General features: G+C 73.8%; 12 protein-coding genes. 6 read left to right on the top strand and 6 right to left on the bottom strand.

Annotated features, from left to right (window positions below; translation table 11 throughout):
- Positions 1-4: 4 nt before the first annotated feature.
- From AC07AL_RS06830 to AC07AL_RS06820, 3 genes are all read left to right on the top strand, one after another.
- On the top strand, positions 5-622 hold the full coding sequence (locus AC07AL_RS06830) for a CGNR zinc finger domain-containing protein (protein WP_478317090.1): 618 nt from the start codon (positions 5-7) through the stop codon (positions 620-622).
- A gap of 145 nt (positions 623-767) precedes the next feature.
- The gene (gene ligA / locus AC07AL_RS06825) at positions 768-2,834 is read left to right on the top strand and encodes an NAD-dependent DNA ligase LigA (protein WP_400808110.1); all 2,067 of its coding nucleotides are present in this window, start codon (positions 768-770) and stop codon (positions 2,832-2,834) included.
- 289 nt (positions 2,835-3,123) lie between these two features.
- A complete protein-coding gene (locus AC07AL_RS06820; RefSeq protein ID WP_400808108.1) occupies positions 3,124-3,915 on the top strand; it encodes a putative protein N(5)-glutamine methyltransferase in 792 nt (263 codons plus the stop codon).
- Positions 3,916-3,997: 82 nt separating this feature from the next.
- Here AC07AL_RS06820 and AC07AL_RS06815 read toward each other — a convergent pair whose 3' ends face one another.
- The 6 genes from AC07AL_RS06815 to AC07AL_RS06790 form a co-directional block, all read right to left on the bottom strand.
- Complete coding sequence (locus tag AC07AL_RS06815) at positions 3,998-5,215, bottom strand: MFS transporter (protein ID WP_363586256.1); 1,218 nt, start codon at positions 5,213-5,215, stop codon at positions 3,998-4,000.
- Between the two features lie 106 nt (positions 5,216-5,321).
- Positions 5,322-6,521 (bottom strand): cytochrome P450 family protein, encoded by a 1,200-nt coding sequence (locus AC07AL_RS06810; protein WP_363586257.1) that lies wholly within the window; start codon positions 6,519-6,521, stop codon positions 5,322-5,324.
- A gap of 30 nt (positions 6,522-6,551) precedes the next feature.
- Positions 6,552-7,211 carry a DUF5825 family protein gene (locus AC07AL_RS06805; RefSeq protein WP_363632982.1) on the bottom strand — a complete coding sequence of 220 codons (660 nt, stop codon included), beginning with the start codon at positions 7,209-7,211 and terminating at the stop codon, positions 6,552-6,554.
- A gap of 70 nt (positions 7,212-7,281) precedes the next feature.
- A complete protein-coding gene (locus AC07AL_RS06800) occupies positions 7,282-9,219 on the bottom strand; it encodes a RiPP maturation radical SAM C-methyltransferase (protein WP_400808104.1) in 1,938 nt (645 codons plus the stop codon).
- A 79-nt stretch (positions 9,220-9,298) separates the two neighbouring features.
- The gene (locus AC07AL_RS06795; RefSeq protein ID WP_363586260.1) at positions 9,299-9,460 is read right to left on the bottom strand and encodes a hypothetical protein; all 162 of its coding nucleotides are present in this window, start codon (positions 9,458-9,460) and stop codon (positions 9,299-9,301) included.
- Complete coding sequence (locus AC07AL_RS06790) at positions 9,457-11,367, bottom strand: alpha/beta hydrolase family protein (protein WP_478317087.1); 1,911 nt, start codon at positions 11,365-11,367, stop codon at positions 9,457-9,459. Before AC07AL_RS06790 ends, AC07AL_RS06795 begins: the two co-directional genes overlap by 4 nt.
- A gap of 295 nt (positions 11,368-11,662) precedes the next feature.
- Between AC07AL_RS06790 and AC07AL_RS06785 the strand changes: the two genes are divergently transcribed.
- From AC07AL_RS06785 to AC07AL_RS06775, 3 genes are all read left to right on the top strand, one after another.
- Entirely contained in the window at positions 11,663-11,788 is a 126-nt protein-coding gene (locus AC07AL_RS06785; protein WP_363586262.1) for a hypothetical protein, read from the top strand.
- 3 nt (positions 11,789-11,791) lie between these two features.
- The gene (locus AC07AL_RS06780; RefSeq protein WP_478317085.1) at positions 11,792-12,379 is read left to right on the top strand and encodes a cysteine dioxygenase family protein; all 588 of its coding nucleotides are present in this window, start codon (positions 11,792-11,794) and stop codon (positions 12,377-12,379) included.
- Positions 12,380-12,812: 433 nt separating this feature from the next.
- On the top strand, positions 12,813-14,444 hold the full coding sequence (locus AC07AL_RS06775; RefSeq protein WP_400845198.1) for a carbohydrate binding domain-containing protein: 1,632 nt from the start codon (positions 12,813-12,815) through the stop codon (positions 14,442-14,444).
- The last annotated feature ends 102 nt before the right edge of the window (positions 14,445-14,546 follow it).

Raw genomic sequence — 14,546 nt, 5'->3', positions numbered from 1 at the left:
TACCATGAGACTCATGACGGACGCCGCGGACACCGCCACCGACGAGACCGCCGTGCCACCCGCGCCGGGCGAGCAGCAGTACTCCTCGCTCGCCCTGGTCAACAGCGCCGTCACGCTGCCCGGCGGACACGTCGTCGACCGCCTCGGCACGCCGACCGCCGCCGGTCGGTGGCTCCTGGAGCACGGCCTCGCCCCGGCCGACGCGGGCCTTCAGGAGATGTGCACGGCGCAGGTGCGCTCGATGCGCGAACAGGTCAGGACGCTGTTCGCCGCCCGCGTCGCGGAGCTGCCCGCACCCTCCTCTGCCCTGGCCGCCGTCAACGACGCCCTGACCCGCCTGCCCACGGCCCGGCTGCTGCGGTGGGACGACGGCAGCGGCCCCTACCGCGCGGCCCCCCACCCCACCACCGAGATCGTCGACCACGCCCTGGCCACCCTCGCCGCCGACGCCGCCGACCTGCTCACCGGGCCCGAAGCGGCCCGTCTCACCGCCTGCGGCTCCACCCCGTGCACCCGGTACCTCCTCCGGCACGGCCGGCGCCACTGGTGCTCCACCCGCTGCGGCGACCGCGCCCGCGCGGCCCGCGCCTACGCCCGGCGCACCCGGCCCCAGCCCGACTGACCGGGCTGGCGCCCTCGACCGGCGCCCTCGCCGACGGCCCTGGTCGACACCCCTGGCCGGCGCGGGCCGCACCCCCCCCGAGCCCGGTCCGTGCGAGCCGCGTTCGAACGGGCCGAATGTCAGTGCGGCTCGCCATGATGGCGGTATGAAGGACGCAGCCACCCTGGCCCCTCCCGCCGCCCTGGCCTCCCCGCAGGCCTACGCTGACGCCGTCGCCGCCGCCGTACGGGCCGCCGCCGCGTACTACGCCGACGGCTCCGCCCCGCTCGGCGACGACGAGTACGACGCCCTGGTGCGGGCGATCGAGGCCTACGAGCACGAGCACCCGGACGAGGCGCTGCCCGAGTCGCCCACCGGCAAGGTGGCCGGCGGCGCGGCGGTCGGCGACGTCCCGCACAGCGCGCCGATGCTCTCCCTCGACAACGTCTTCTCGGCCGAGGAGCTGGAGTCCTGGGCGGCCGGCCTGGAGCGCCGGCTCGGCCGGCCGGTCGCCGCCTGGTGCGTCGAACCGAAACTGGACGGCCTCGCCGTCGCCGCCCGCTACCGGGCCGGCCGGCTCACCCAGGTGCTGACCAGGGGCGACGGCCTGGCGGGGGAGGACATCACCGCCGCCGCCGACGCCGTGCTCGGCCTGCCCGCCCGGCTCGCCGAACCGGTCGACGTCGAGCTGCGCGGCGAGGTGCTGCTCACTCACGAGCAGTTCGAGCAGGCCAACGCCGTCCGCACCGCGCACGGCGCCACCCCGTTCGCCCACCCGCGCAGCGGCGCGGCCGGCACCCTGCGCGCCAAGGACCGCGCCTACCGCGTCGAACTCACCTTCTTCGCCTACGACGCCCTCGGCCTGCCCGGCCTCGACCACGCCGACCTGCTCGCCCGGCTGGCCGTCCTCGGTGCCAACACCGCCGCCAGCACCGATGCCGCGCCGCGCCGCTGCGCGACCCTCGCCGAGGCACAGCAGCGGATCGACGAGATCGCGGGCCTGCGCGCCGCGCTGCCCTTCGGGATCGACGGCGTGGTGGTGAAGGCGGACGCGGTGGCCGACCAGGAGGCGGCCGGGTCCGGCTCCCGCGCGCCGCGCTGGGCGGTGGCCCGCAAGCTGGCGGCGCAGCACAAGGTCACCCGGCTGCTCGGCGTCGAGTGGAACGTCGGCCGCACCGGGATCATCGCGCCCCGGGCCGTCCTCGAACCGGTGGTGATCGACGGCGTCACCGTCACCTACGCGACCCTGCACAACCCGGCCGACATCGGGCGCCGCGGGCTGATGATCGGCGACCAGGTGTTCGTCTACCGGGCCGGCGACGTGATCCCGCGGGTCGAGGCGCCCCTGGTCGACCAGCGCACCGGCGCCGAGCAGCCGATCGCCTTCCCCGAGGTCTGCCCGCGCTGCGGCGACGCCATCGATACCTCCGAGCAGCGCTGGCGCTGCGTGCGCGGCCGGGCCTGCCAGGCGGTCGCCTCGGTGATCTACGCGGCCGGGCGCGACCAGCTCGACATCGAGGGCCTCGGCGGCACCCGCGCCGTCCAACTGGTCGAGGCCGGGCTGGTCGGCGACCTCGCCGACCTGTTCACCCTCACCCGGGAGCAGCTGCTCACCCTGGAGCGGATGGGCGACACCAGCGCCGACAACCTGCTCGCCGCGATCGAGACCGCCCGCAGCCGCCCGCTGAACCGGGTGTTCTGCGCCCTCGGCATCCGCGGCACCGGCCGGACGATGTCCCGCCGACTCGCCGCGCACTTCGGCAGCATGGCCGCGATCCGCGCCGCCGACGCCGCGGCGCTGGCCGGCGTGGACGGTATCGGCGTCGAGAAGGCCGCCGTGATCGTCGCCGAACTCGCCGATGTGGCACCGCTGTTGGACCGGCTCTTGGCGCAGGGCGTCGGCACGGCGGTGACCGAGCCGACGGCTCCCGCCGACCGGGCCGCGGACGGCGGCGCGGCGGCTGCGGACGACACCGCGGCGGGCCCGCTGGCCGGCCAGAGCGTGGTCGTCACCGGCAGCATGACCGGAGCCCTCGCCGAGCTCTCCCGCAACGCGATGAACGAGCTGATCGAACGCGCCGGCGGCAAGGCCTCCTCGTCGGTGTCCAAGCGCACCACCCTCCTCGTCGCGGGCGAGAAGGCCGGCTCCAAGCGTGCCAAGGCGGAGGAGCTCGGAGTGCCCGTCATGACCCCGGAGGAGTTCGCCGCCCTGGTCGCCGAGCAGCTCGGCTAGGCCGGCCGCGGCCGGCCAACCGGCCGGACAGCCGGACAGCCGGACAGGACCTGGGCCCGGAAGGCCAGTTGATCGCCCGCGCCAAGGGTGCGGTAGGGTGGCCGACGCCGTGTACGACCGCGACTCAAGGAGGTGAGCCCCATTACCGGTATGTCCGAGCGGGTGCTCCCGGAGCGCGGCCGTGCGGGCGCGTCGCGCGCGTAGCGCGGACGCGTCGGCGCGGTGTCGGCCCTTGCGGGAGCCCTGACGGAGTCGTTCGTCCTCCTCCCGATTCCCCCAAGGGGTCATCTTGTCGGTTTTTGCCTCCGCAGCTCTCCGTTCCTCGGTCGTCGCCCGGCTGCGTGCCGCCGGTTGCGTGTTCGCCGAGGACGAGGCGCGGGTCCTGCTCGCCGCCGCCGCGACACCGGCCGACCTGGCCGTGATGGTCCGGGCCCGGGCCGAGGGCCGGCCGCTGGAACACGTCGTCGGCTGGGCCGAGTTCGCCGGGCTGCGGATCGCCGTCGACCCGGGCGTGTTCGTGCCGCGCCGCCGCAGCGAGTTCCTGGCCGCCACGGCCACCGAGCTCACCGGCCCGGGCGCCGTGGTCGTCGACCTCTGCTGCGGCAGCGGCGCCCTCGGCGCCGCCGTGGCGGCCACCGCCGCGCACCCGGTCGAGCTCTACGCGGCCGACGTCGACCCGGTCGCCGTCCGCTGCGCCCGCCGCAACCTCACCGGGCCCGGGGCCCCGGTCTTCGAGGGCGACCTGTTCGTCGCGCTGCCCGCCGCCCTGCGCGGCCGGATCGACGTCCTGCTCGCGAACGTCCCGTACGTCCCCAGCGCCGACATCGCGCTGCTGCCGACGGAGGCCCGGCTGCACGAGGCCCGGCCGGCGCTGGACGGCGGTGCCGACGGTCTGGACGTGCTGCGCCGGGTGGCCGCCGAGGCGCCGCACTGGCTGGCCACGGGCGGGTCGCTGCTGTTCGAGACCAGCGAACGGCAGACCCCGACGGCCCTGGCCGTCGCCCGCGCGGCCGGCCTCGACGCCGTCGACGCCTGGTGCGAGGACCTGGACGCGACGGTCGTCACCGCGACCCTGCGCTGACGGGGCCGCAGCCCGCCCCCGCCCCCGCCTCCCGCCTCCTGCCTCCCGGTGGCAGGGGCGGGCCCGGCGGCCGGCTGGGCGCTCACAGCTCGCGGATCTCACGCCTGGTCAGCGCGTACCCGAACGCGCCCGTCAAACAGAGCCCGGTCGTCGCGAACACGCCCCGGCTCCCGAAGGCGTCCACCGCCGCGCCGGCCGCGATCACCGAGATCGGGAAGACTCCCAGCGCGCAGAAGGTGACGGCCGCCATGACCCGGGCCAGCAAGGCGGGCGGGGTGCTCTTCTGCACGCCGGTGACGATCAGGACGTTGGTCACCGTGCTGGCGCCGCCGGCCAGGCAGAGCAGCAGCACGGCGCCGACGAGGCCGGTGAACGGCACCAGCCCGATCGCCGTACCCATCACCAGACCGGAGAGCATCGCCGTGCGGCCCCGCGAGCGCACCTCGGTGAGGCCGGCCGCGAACAGGCCGCCGACCAGCGCACCGCCGGTGAACGCGGCCAGCAGCAGGCCCAGCCCGACGGCACCGGCGCCGAAGCCGTGGGTGGCCAGGGTCGGCAGGGCGACACGGGTGGCGCCGCCCACCGTCAGGTTCGCGATCACCGTCACCGTCAGCACCGCGCGCAGCAACGGCGACTCCCGCAGCAGGCCACGGAAGTTCTTCGGTACGGAGGCACGTTCGGAAATCGGGCTGGCGGGTGCGACGAGGCTGCCGCGACCGATCAGCAACAGCGTGGCCGCCGACACGGCGAAGGTGGCCGCGTCCAGGCCCAGTGCGGCGGCCGGGCTGAGCCAGGCGACCAGCGGGCCGGCCAGCGCCGGACCGAGCAGACCGGCGCCGAAGGTGACCGTACTGTTCAGTGCGTTGCCCGCGTGCAGGTCCTCGGAGGGCAGCAGGGTCGGGGTGATCGCCCAGGCGGCCGGCAGGAACACCCCTGCTCCGAGGCCGACCAGCAGCGCGAGCCCGCCGATCAGCCAGAAGTTCGCCGCCCCGCCGGCGGCGATCGCGCACAGCCCGGCGGTGGCGAGCAGCCGGCCGAGGTCGGCGGCCAGCATCACCCGGCGGGCGCCGAACCGGTCGGCGAGCATCCCGCCGAGCGGGGTGGCGGCCAGCCGTCCCGCGCCGTAGGCGGCGACCACCAGACTCAGCTGGCGGGCGCCTCCGGCGAGGGAGTAGACCAGCAGCGGCAGGGCGACCACCTGGAACGCGTTGCCGAACTCCGAGGTGCCCTGCCCGATCACCAGCAGCCGGAAGCCCCGCGCACGCAGGGGCGCGACGCTGATCCGGGGGCGGAACCGCAACAGCCCCGCCGCGCCGCCTGCTCGCGCGCCGCCCGTCCCCGTGCTGCCCGTCCCCGTGCTGCCCGTCTCCGCGTTGTCCGTCCCCGTATCGCTTGCTCCCGCGCCGCTAGCCATCGAGCGAGACCGGCAGCGACTCCAGGCCGCGCAGCATGATCGTGTTGCGCCAGGGCAGGGTCTCCTCCGCGGCGGCCAGCTCGATCCGCGTGAAGCGCTCCAGCAGGCCGGTCAGCGCGACCTCGCTCTCCAGCTTGCCGAGGAAGGAGCCGAGGCACCGGTGCAGGCCCTGCCCGAAGGCCAGGTGGCCCGGATCGCCCCGGTCCAGGATCAGCCGGTCGGGATCGGTGAATCGGGCCGGGTCCCGGTTGGCCGCGCCGAGCGAGAGCAGCACCAGCTCGTCCGCCGGGATCTCCACGTCGTCGACCATCACGTCGGCGTTCGTGAACCGCAGCGTGGCCATGCTCACCGGAGACTCGTAGCGGAGGAACTCGTCGATCGCGACCGGCATCGCCGCCGGGTTGGCGCGCAACCAGGCGAGCTGGTCGGGGTGGTGGAGCAGCGCCAGGGTGGCGGTGCCGAGCAGGTTGACGGTGGTCTCGTGGCCGCCGATCAGCAGCAGGAAGACCATCGAGAACACCTCCCGCTCGGTGAGTTCACCGGCGTCACAGGCCTGCACCAGGTCGGTCAGGATGTCCGCGCTCGGCGAAGCCCGCCGGGCCGTCATCAACTCGCGCAGGTAGTCGTTCAGTTCGGCGGTGGCCTGGTCGAAGGTCATGTCGCCGCCCTGGGTGAGGATCGCCGTCGACCAGGTGCGGAAGGCCTGCATGTCCTCCGGCGGGAAGCCCAGCAGCTCACAGATGATCATGATCGGCAGCGGGAAGGCGAAGTCCGTCACCAGGTCGGCGGCCTCCCGCCCGCGCAGCCCGTCCAGCAGGCCGCCGGCGATGCGCTCGACCAGCGGTCGCATCAGATCGACCCGCCGGCGGGTGAAGACGCCCTGGATCAGCCGGCGCAGCCGGGTGTGGTCCGGCGGGTCGCTGTTGAGCATGTGGACCACCTCCGAACCGAGCGTCAGGCCGGAGCCCCGCCCGCTCGCGATGGCCTGGCTGCGGCGGACGTCCTGCCCGAAGCGCGGGTCCATCAGCGCGGCCCGGACGTCCTGGTAGCGCGTCACCAGATAGACCGGCAGGCCCTCGCCGAACTCCACGACGGAGACCGCGCCGGCCTCGCGGATCCGGGTGAGCGTGGGGTAGGGGTCGCGGATGAAGGCGGACATCCGCGCGGCGGCGTCGTCGACCGCGGTGGTCATGGATCACTCCTCGGGCTCGAACTCCGGCAACTACACGGTCAGCGACGGGAAGGGCCAGCGGCGCACCCGCATGGGCAGGAACCAGGCGCGGCCGGCCTGCTCGGCGATCAGGCCGGCCGCGGCGAAGTCCCGGTGGACGGCGTCCGGCAGCCGGCCGACCTCGACGCCCTCGGCCAGCGCCTCGACCTGCGCCAGGTGGCCCGGCTCGTCGATGGTGAACAGCTCCAGCGTCCCGAACCGGCGGTCGCGCACCTCGACGAAGCCGGGGCCGCGCCGGAAGACGCACTTGCTCGGGTAGTACGTGGCGCGCCAGTCGGTGACGACGTCCTCGGGGCCGCCGGTCAACTGCTCGGGCGGGTACAGGTGGTGGAACCGGCGCTGTGCCGCGCAGCCGTCCGTGCAGTCGGCCTGCCAGAGCACGGCCAGCCCCTGCCCGGTCGCCTCGCGCAGCAGCATCAGCGCCCGCGCGGAGGCCGCCGGCGCGTCCGCGCAGAGCCGCACCGGCTCGGTCAGCCGCAGGCAGCGGACCCCGGCGCGGTGCAGTTCGGTGACCTCCGCCTCCGCCGGGCCGGACAGGGTGCGGTGGCCGAGCGCGAAGCCCGGCAACTCCCGGGCGGCGGGGTCGTAGTCGAGCCAGAGCTCGACCTCCGGGCCGGCCGCGCGCCAGGATGCGGCATCGGTCCTTCCCACAACGGTCCTTTCCACAACGGTCCTTTCCGCAACGGCTCTTCCGGCATCGGTCCTTCCGGCATCAGTCCGTTCAGCCGATCGTGACGGCATCGAGCACCTCCTCGGCGCGAGGGCGGGCGGCGGCGGGGCCGTGCCGGTGCTGCATCCGCATCAGCACCTGGTTGTCGGACTCGACGGCGACCTGGAGGAAACCGTCCCCGTCGTGGAACAGCAGGCCCAGCGCGGTGAAGCGCTCCAGCACCGGCTCGACCGCCGCCGCGCCGCCGGGGACCTTGGCGGCCAGCGCGGCGGTCGAGCGGGGCTGGTTCAGCAGCCGGAAGGCGGCGAGCTCCACCGGATCGGTCAGCTCGACCACCCGCCAGTCGTACCCGGGGCGGGTGTTGACGAGCGCGATCCGCCCGCCCGCGTCCCGGTAGCTGAGCCGGCTGTCGGGGAACCGCGCGATCCAGGTGCCCACCGCCGCGCTCAGCCGCTCCGCGAGGTCGCCGCCGATCCCGCGCGGCGGTGCGCTGAACACGTAGGCCAGTTCGGCCAGTTCGCTCTCCGGCAGGCGGTAGGTCGCGCCGTACTGGAAGGCCGGTCGGGTGATCGCGAAGCCCAGCTCGGGGCGGTCGAAGTACGGGCTGAACCGCTCGATCGCGATCCGGCCCGCTCCGGTCGGCGGGTCCAGGTGGTGCAGCACGGGCAGTTGGCGGATCACCGACTCGTAGTCGGCCGGCTGCTCGCCCGGGAAGCCGTAGAGGTAGTTCCAGCTCACCGACACTCCGGCGCTCTGCGCGTCCCGCAGCGCGCGGACGTTCTGGCAGCCCGTCACCCCCTTGTCCATGATCCGCAGGACCCGGGTGCTCAGGCTCTCGATGCCGGGCTGTACCTGGGCCGCGCCCGAGTCGCCGAGGAGTTGGAACTGGTGGCGGCGCAGGTTGGCCTTGATCTCGAAGTGCAGCCGCAGATCCACCGGGAGCTCGGCGAGCGACTTCAGGACGGTGTCGAAGTAGCCCATGTCCAGGATGTTGTCGACCACGTAGACGTCCAACAGCTGGTGGCGTTCGGCGAGCGTGAGCACCTCGGTGAGGAAGTCAGCCGGCGGCTTGGAGCGGAACTCCATCGAGGAGCCGTTGAGCCCGCAGAAGGTGCAGTGGTGCTTCTCGCCCCACCAGCAGCCCCGGGAGCCTTCGACGACCAGCTTGGGATCGACCCAGCCGGCCGCGACGGAGGCGTCGAGCCGCTCGTAGAAGCCGTCGTAGCGGGGCGCCAGGATCGCCGCGGGCGGCAGCGGACGCCTCGTCATCTCGTTGGCCGTCGACTTCCCGGAGCCGTCCCGCCAGCACAGCCCGGGGACGGCGGAGAGGTCGCCGCCTTCCAGGAGTGCCGGGAAGGCGGCCTCGCCCTCGCCGCGCACCACGTAGTCCAGGAAGGGGAAGTTGCGGTGCAGCGCGGCGCCCTGCGGACCGTCGCAGTTCGCGCCGCCGAACACCGTGCGCACCTGCGGGCACCGCTGCTTGAGTAGCCTCGCGGCGGCGAGGCTCGCCGTGTTCTGCTGGAAGGTGGTGGTGAAGCCGACCAGGTCCGGTGGGTCGGCGGCGAGTTCGTCGACCAGTCGGGCGATGAACGCGGGGGCGATCGCGCGGGTGGCCCGGGTCAGTGCGATCTCCTGCTCGCTCGCACCGCTGGTGGCCAGGTACTCGAAGTAGGCCGCGAACTCGCCGTCGCTGTCGTCGATGTCGCCCTCGATGTCGCCCTCGACGCCGGGGGCCGGGCCGTCGTCACCGTACAGCGCACCGGCGAACGCCCAGTCGCCCGCGCCCTGGAAGTAGGACTTCTCGGAGAAGTACTGGTAGTCGTCCACGCCGAAACCCGCGGTCTCGGCGGCCCAGTCCACGAAGTCCAGGTTGGCGTACCGCACTTCGACCTGGTGGTCGGCGCGTGCGGCGGCGGTGTGCATGATCCCGAGCGCCAGCGACGGCACGTCGATCGCGCCCCAGGGCATGTGCAGCAGGACGATACGCATGGTGGCCACTTCTGTTGATCGCCGGCGGTCGATGAGGTGTCGCTCCGGGGCACCGCAGGCGCCCCGGAGCGACGGAGAATCACTTGCCCTTGGTCTCCGGCTTCGGCTTCGGCTGCCCCTTGAGGGCAGGCGCGACCACCGCGGCCTTGGTGATGTCGAGTGCGAAGGCCTGGACCACCACGGCGCCCCGGTCACGCTCCGGGGTGCTGATCGGGTCGTTCTGAATGCTGCGTCGCTTCATGGATGTTCACCTCCTTCCACCAGTTCGGCGGGTACCTCGGGGCGGTCGCCCCGGGGTGGCAGGGGGAGCGGTGCCGGCCAGGCGTGCTCGGCGAACCGGACCATCGTGGCCAGCACCGATCGGTGGTCGGCGGTCCGGCGGCTGTAGTGGCCGCCGTCCACCCAGAGCAGCTCGTGCGGCACCGCCAGCCGGCGCAGGTCCGCGGCGTACCGGGCGACCTGGTCGGGCGGGCACCGCTCGTCGGTCCGCGAGGCGACCAGCAGGACGGGCGAGCGGACCTGGTGCACGTACGATCGCGGGTCGGCCGCGCGGTAGCGCTCGGGAACCTCGTCCGGGGTCCCGCCGAAGAGCTGCCGATCGAGCGCGCGCAGTGCGGGGGTGGTGGTGCGGTAGGCGGCGGGGTAGTCCGCGATCGGCTGAGCGGCCATGCCGAGTGACCACAACTCCGGCTGCGCGCCCATCGCCAGCAGGGTCAGGTAGCCGCCCCACGAGAATCCGCACAGGCCGGTGCGCTCCGCGAGCGCCGTACCGTCGGCGACCAGCTCCGTGCGGACGGCGGCCAGGTCCTCGATCTGCGCCAGCCCGACCCGGTGGCCGTACTCGTGCTGCCAGCGGGCGCCGTAGCCGGTGGAGCCGCGGTAGTTGGTGCGCACCACCGCGTAGCCACGGCCGACCAGGGCGTTCACCCGCGGGTCGTAGGAGTCGCGGTCGTGGGTGGCGGGGCCGCCGTGGACCAGGAAGAGGGTCGGCCACGGGCCCTCGCCGACCGGGGTGCTGACGAAGCTGTGGATCCGCCCGTACGGCCGGGGCGTCCAGCGCCGGCTGCGGGAGGTGTCGCCCCGGTCCGGGTCGAGGCCCTGTCCGGGGTGGTGCGCAGCCTCCGTGCCGGGGCGCAGTACCAGCGGGCGGGGCGGTGTCGACTCCCGGCTCCAGACGCAGTGCAAGGTGCCGTCCGGAGCGCAGGACAGGTCGTGGATCGTGCCGCCGGGCGTGCTGATCTCCCGGACGGGCGGGGCCTGTTCCGCCGGTCCTTGCCGTGCGGCTCCCTGCGGCGTCACCCGCTGCCGCGTCGCCCCCTGTCCCTCCGGCGGGTCGAGGTCGGCGAGGAGCAGCCGGCTCCGCCCGGCCCGCTCGTGCTGGATCAGCACCTCGCGCGGCCCCCGGTACCAGCCGGCCGATATCTGCGAGTCGAACGACAGCCCCGGGTACCTGCGCAGTCCCGTGCCGGCCCGCCAGGTCGCGACGGTGTACCGCTCGTCCTCCTCGACCACCAGCAGCAGCTCCGGTTCGAGTCCCGCGAGCGGGTTGAACTCGATCGGCCAGAGCCGTAGTCGGCGGTCCCCGGCGATCCGCAGCGGACCGTTTGCCTGCGTGCCCGCCTGCGCGCCCGCCTGGGCGCCTGTCGGCCACAGGACCACTGAGTCGTCCCCGTCGGGCCGCCCGCCGAGGGCGAGGAGCCGACCGTCCGGCGACAGGTCGGCCAGGCTCAGGTACCCCGGCGCCGAACCGATCAGCCGGGCCTCGCCCGCGGGCGGTCCGACGTAGCAGTGCGAGGCGCCGTCGACACCGACGACCACCGCGGCGAGCGCGCCCGTCCGGTCGAAGGCGACGCCGTATGCCCGCCCGCGCGGCACGTCGTGCAGCGCCTCGCCGCCCGCGCCACCGGCGAACGGCTCGCGCCACCACCGGCCCTCCCCGGCGTTGTCGGCGTCGAACCACCAGATGGCGTCGCCGTCCGGCTCGATCTCGCTCAGATGGACGCCCCCCGGCCCGTCGGTGACCACCCGGCGCCGACCCGTCCTCAGGTCCCAGGCCACCGCCTGCCAGCGCTCGTCGACGAGCCGCGTCTCGACCGCGCGGTCGGCCGCCAGCGCGGCGAAGCCGGGGGACTGGAACGCCTGCGTCACGGACCCGGCCCTTTCGGCTCGATGGTGGGAACAGACTGCGCTGAACGTCCCGAGGCCAGTGCACTGATGTGAAGATCCAGTGAACTGGCGTGAAGAAAAGGCCACTTGTGGAGGATCGCCGCCACTCTAAGGGGGTGCCGTGGCTGCGAACAGACCTTTCGCACAGTTGGCCGAAATGCAGCTGAGGTGAATGCGGGCCGGCGCCGACGCCGCCGACCGCGCGTTGATCACTTGTCTGCCATGGATTCCTACGGTCGGGCCTTCGGCAAGTTCCGCACCGCTCAAAAGGATTCCCATGATCGACCAAGCCGCGTCGTCGCGCGGTGGCACAACCATCGGCCTGTTCGTCGCCCTGGTGGCGGTGACCCGCGTCATCGCCGCACCGGTGCCGCTGCGCGCGCTCACCGGGGTGGGGCGGTAGACCGTGGAACCGCGCTCCAACCTCGACGAGTTCCTCTCCGACCTCGCGCGCTACGCCGCCGCGGACGTGCTGACCGCGCAGCTCACCGCGGACACCCTGCGCAAGTACCTGCGGTCCGGGCTGATCGTGCCCGACGACCTGTGCGCCGGTGGCGCCGACGGCTACTCGCAGCGGTTGCTGCACGCCGGACGGACGCACTCCGTGGTGGCCCTGACCTGGCTGCCCGGGCAGTCCACCCCGATCCACGACCATGTCGCCTGGTGCGTGTCAGGTGTGGTGGAGGGCGTCGAGGTGGACGAGGCGTTCCGGCTGTGGCGGCCCTCCAGGACCGGCCGCCGGGTGCTGGTGCCGTCCGGCCGGACCACCTGCTCTCCCGGCCGGGTGCAGTTCCTCGTACCGCCCGACGAGGACATCCACCGGGTGTCGAACGGCGGCACAGGTCGCGCGGTCTCCCTGCACGTCTACGGCGCCGACATCTCGCTGAACGGGGGCAGCTCGATCAATCGGGTCTTCGGGAACGAGGTCGTGGACCTCCCGCCGGACGGCGCCCGCCTGGTGAGTTGGCGGAGCCCGGAGGGCCTGGCCCGGTGACCGCCCCGTAGCGAACCGACGGGCCGTCCGATCCGGACGGCCCGTCGGCCGCGCCCGGGCCCCTGCCCGGTCGACCGGGCGGGGCCGTACGGCCTGACGTCGGCTTCTGTTGCGGCCGACCGGGCCGCACCTCGCGATTGGTCCAGACCTATTGACGAGCTGCGCCGCCCCTCCTACGATCCGGTCCGGCACAGCCCCACATGTCCCCACCTCACCCACAGCCGGGCGTCGCGCCCCCACGCGTCGGTCATGTCCATGGCGTTCGGCGGGAAGGGAGCGCAGCATGTTCCGTCGAAGGTCGCGTACTCCACGTCCGTCGGGCGATGTCCGACCCTGTCCGGATCCCGGCCGCCCCGAAGGCGACCCGGCCGGGAGCGAGCCGCTCCGGACCCCTCGCCCGCAGCCGCGGGCGGGCGTGGAACGCACGGCGCAGGTGAACCGGACCAGCCGTGCCCAGCACGGGCCGAGCGTCCTGCGGCGCTCCCTCGCCGGGGTGAGCGCCGTCGCCGTCATCGGTGCCGGCGTCGCCGCGGCCGGCTCCGTCACGGCCGGGGCCGCCACCCCCAACCTGGTGGCCAACCCCGGCTTCGAGAGCGGACTCTCCGGCTGGACCTGCTCCGGCGGCTCCGGCGCGGTCGTCAGCAGTCCGGTCCACTCCGGGGCCGCCGCGCTCAAGGCCACGCCGACCGGCCCGGACAGCGCCCAGTGCAGCCAGACCGTCAGCGTGCAGCCCAACTCCCAGTACACGCTGAGCGCCTACGTCCAGGGCAGCTACGTCTACCTGGGCGCCACCGGCACCGGCGCCGGCAGCGACCCGTCCACCTGGACGCCGAGCAGTGCGGCGTACAGCCAGCTCAGCGTCGGCTTCACCACGGGGCCGAACACCACCTCGGTGACCGTCTACCTGCACGGCTGGTACGGGCAGCCCGCGTACTACGCGGACGACGTGTCGCTCACCGGCCCCGGCGGCAGCAGCCCCACGCCGACGACCCCTCCGCCCACGACTCCACCGCCCACCACCCCGCCGCCGACGACCCCTCCGCCGACCACTCCGCCGCCCACGACTCCTCCGCCCACCACCCCGCCGCCGACCACCCCGGCGCCGGGTGACACGTGCCCCACGAAGCCCAAGCCGTCGGGCAAGGTCCTCCAGGGGTACTGGGAGAACTGGGACGGCGCCGCGAACGGCGTCCACCCCGGCATGGGCTGGGTCCCCATCACGGACAGCCGGATCGCCGCACACGGCTACAACGTCATCAACGCCGCCTTCCCGGTGATCCTCTCGGACGGCACCGTCCAGTGGCAGGACGGCATGGACACCAACGTCAAGGTCTCGACCCCCGCCGAGATGTGCCAGGCCAAGGCGGCCGGGGCGACGATCCTGATGTCGATCGGCGGTGCCGCCGCAGGCATCGACCTGAGCTCCAGCACCGTCGCCGACCGGTTCGTGGCGACCGTCGTCCCGATCCTCAAGAAGTACAACTTCGACGGGATCGACATCGACATCGAGACCGGCCTGTCCGGAAGCGGCAGCATCGGCACGCTGTCCGCCTCCCAGGCCAACCTGATGCGCATCATCGACGGCGTGCTGGCGCAGATGCCCGCGGGCTTCGGCCTGACGATGGCCCCCGAAACCGCGTACGTGACCGGCGGGAGCGTCACCTACGGCTCGATCTGGGGCGCCTACCTGCCGATCGTCAAGAAGTACGCCGACAACGGGCAACTGTGGTGGCTGAACATGCAGTACTACAACGGCAGCATGTACGGCTGCTCCGGCGACTCCTACCAGGCCGGCACCGTGCAGGGCTTCACCGCGCAGACCACCTGCCTGAACAACGGCCTGACCATCCAGGGCACCACCGTCAAGGTGCCCTACGACAAGCAGGTGCCCGGCCTGCCGGCCCAGCCCGGCGCGGGCGGCGGCTACATGGACCCGGGCCTGGTCGGCCAGTCGTGGAACGCGTTCGGCGGTTCGCTGAAGGGGCTCATGACGTGGTCGCTCAACTGGGACGGCTCGAAGGGATGGAGCTTCGGCGACAACGTGAAGTCCCTCCAGGGTCGTTGATCACCCGCTGACGTCCTGCTGACGTCCCGGGGGGGGGGGGGGGGGGGGAGGGGGGGGGGGGGGGGGGGGGGGCGGGAGGGTGTGGACTGAGGGGGAAGTCGT

The sequence above is a fragment of the Kitasatospora sp. NPDC043949 genome (assembly GCF_056435365.1).
Note: the sequence above shows the minus strand (reverse complement) of the source record. Positions and strands in the feature narration are given on the sequence as shown.

Bases quoted from the DNA above. Each gene is read 5' to 3' on its own strand.
- AC07AL_RS06800 (WP_400808104.1), bottom strand. From the start codon at position 9,219: ATGCGTATCGTCCTGCTGCACATGCCCTGGGGCGCGATCGACGTGCCG.
- AC07AL_RS06795 (WP_363586260.1), bottom strand. From the start codon at position 9,460: ATGAAGCGACGCAGCATTCAGAACGACCCGATCAGCACCCCGGAGCGT.
- ligA (WP_400808110.1), top strand. From the start codon at position 768: ATGAAGGACGCAGCCACCCTGGCCCCTCCCGCCGCCCTGGCCTCCCCG.
- AC07AL_RS06830 (WP_478317090.1), top strand. From the start codon at position 5: ATGAGACTCATGACGGACGCCGCGGACACCGCCACCGACGAGACCGCC.
- AC07AL_RS06785 (WP_363586262.1), top strand. From the start codon at position 11,663: ATGATCGACCAAGCCGCGTCGTCGCGCGGTGGCACAACCATCGGCCTG.
- AC07AL_RS06810 (WP_363586257.1), bottom strand. From the start codon at position 6,521: ATGACCACCGCGGTCGACGACGCCGCCGCGCGGATGTCCGCCTTCATC.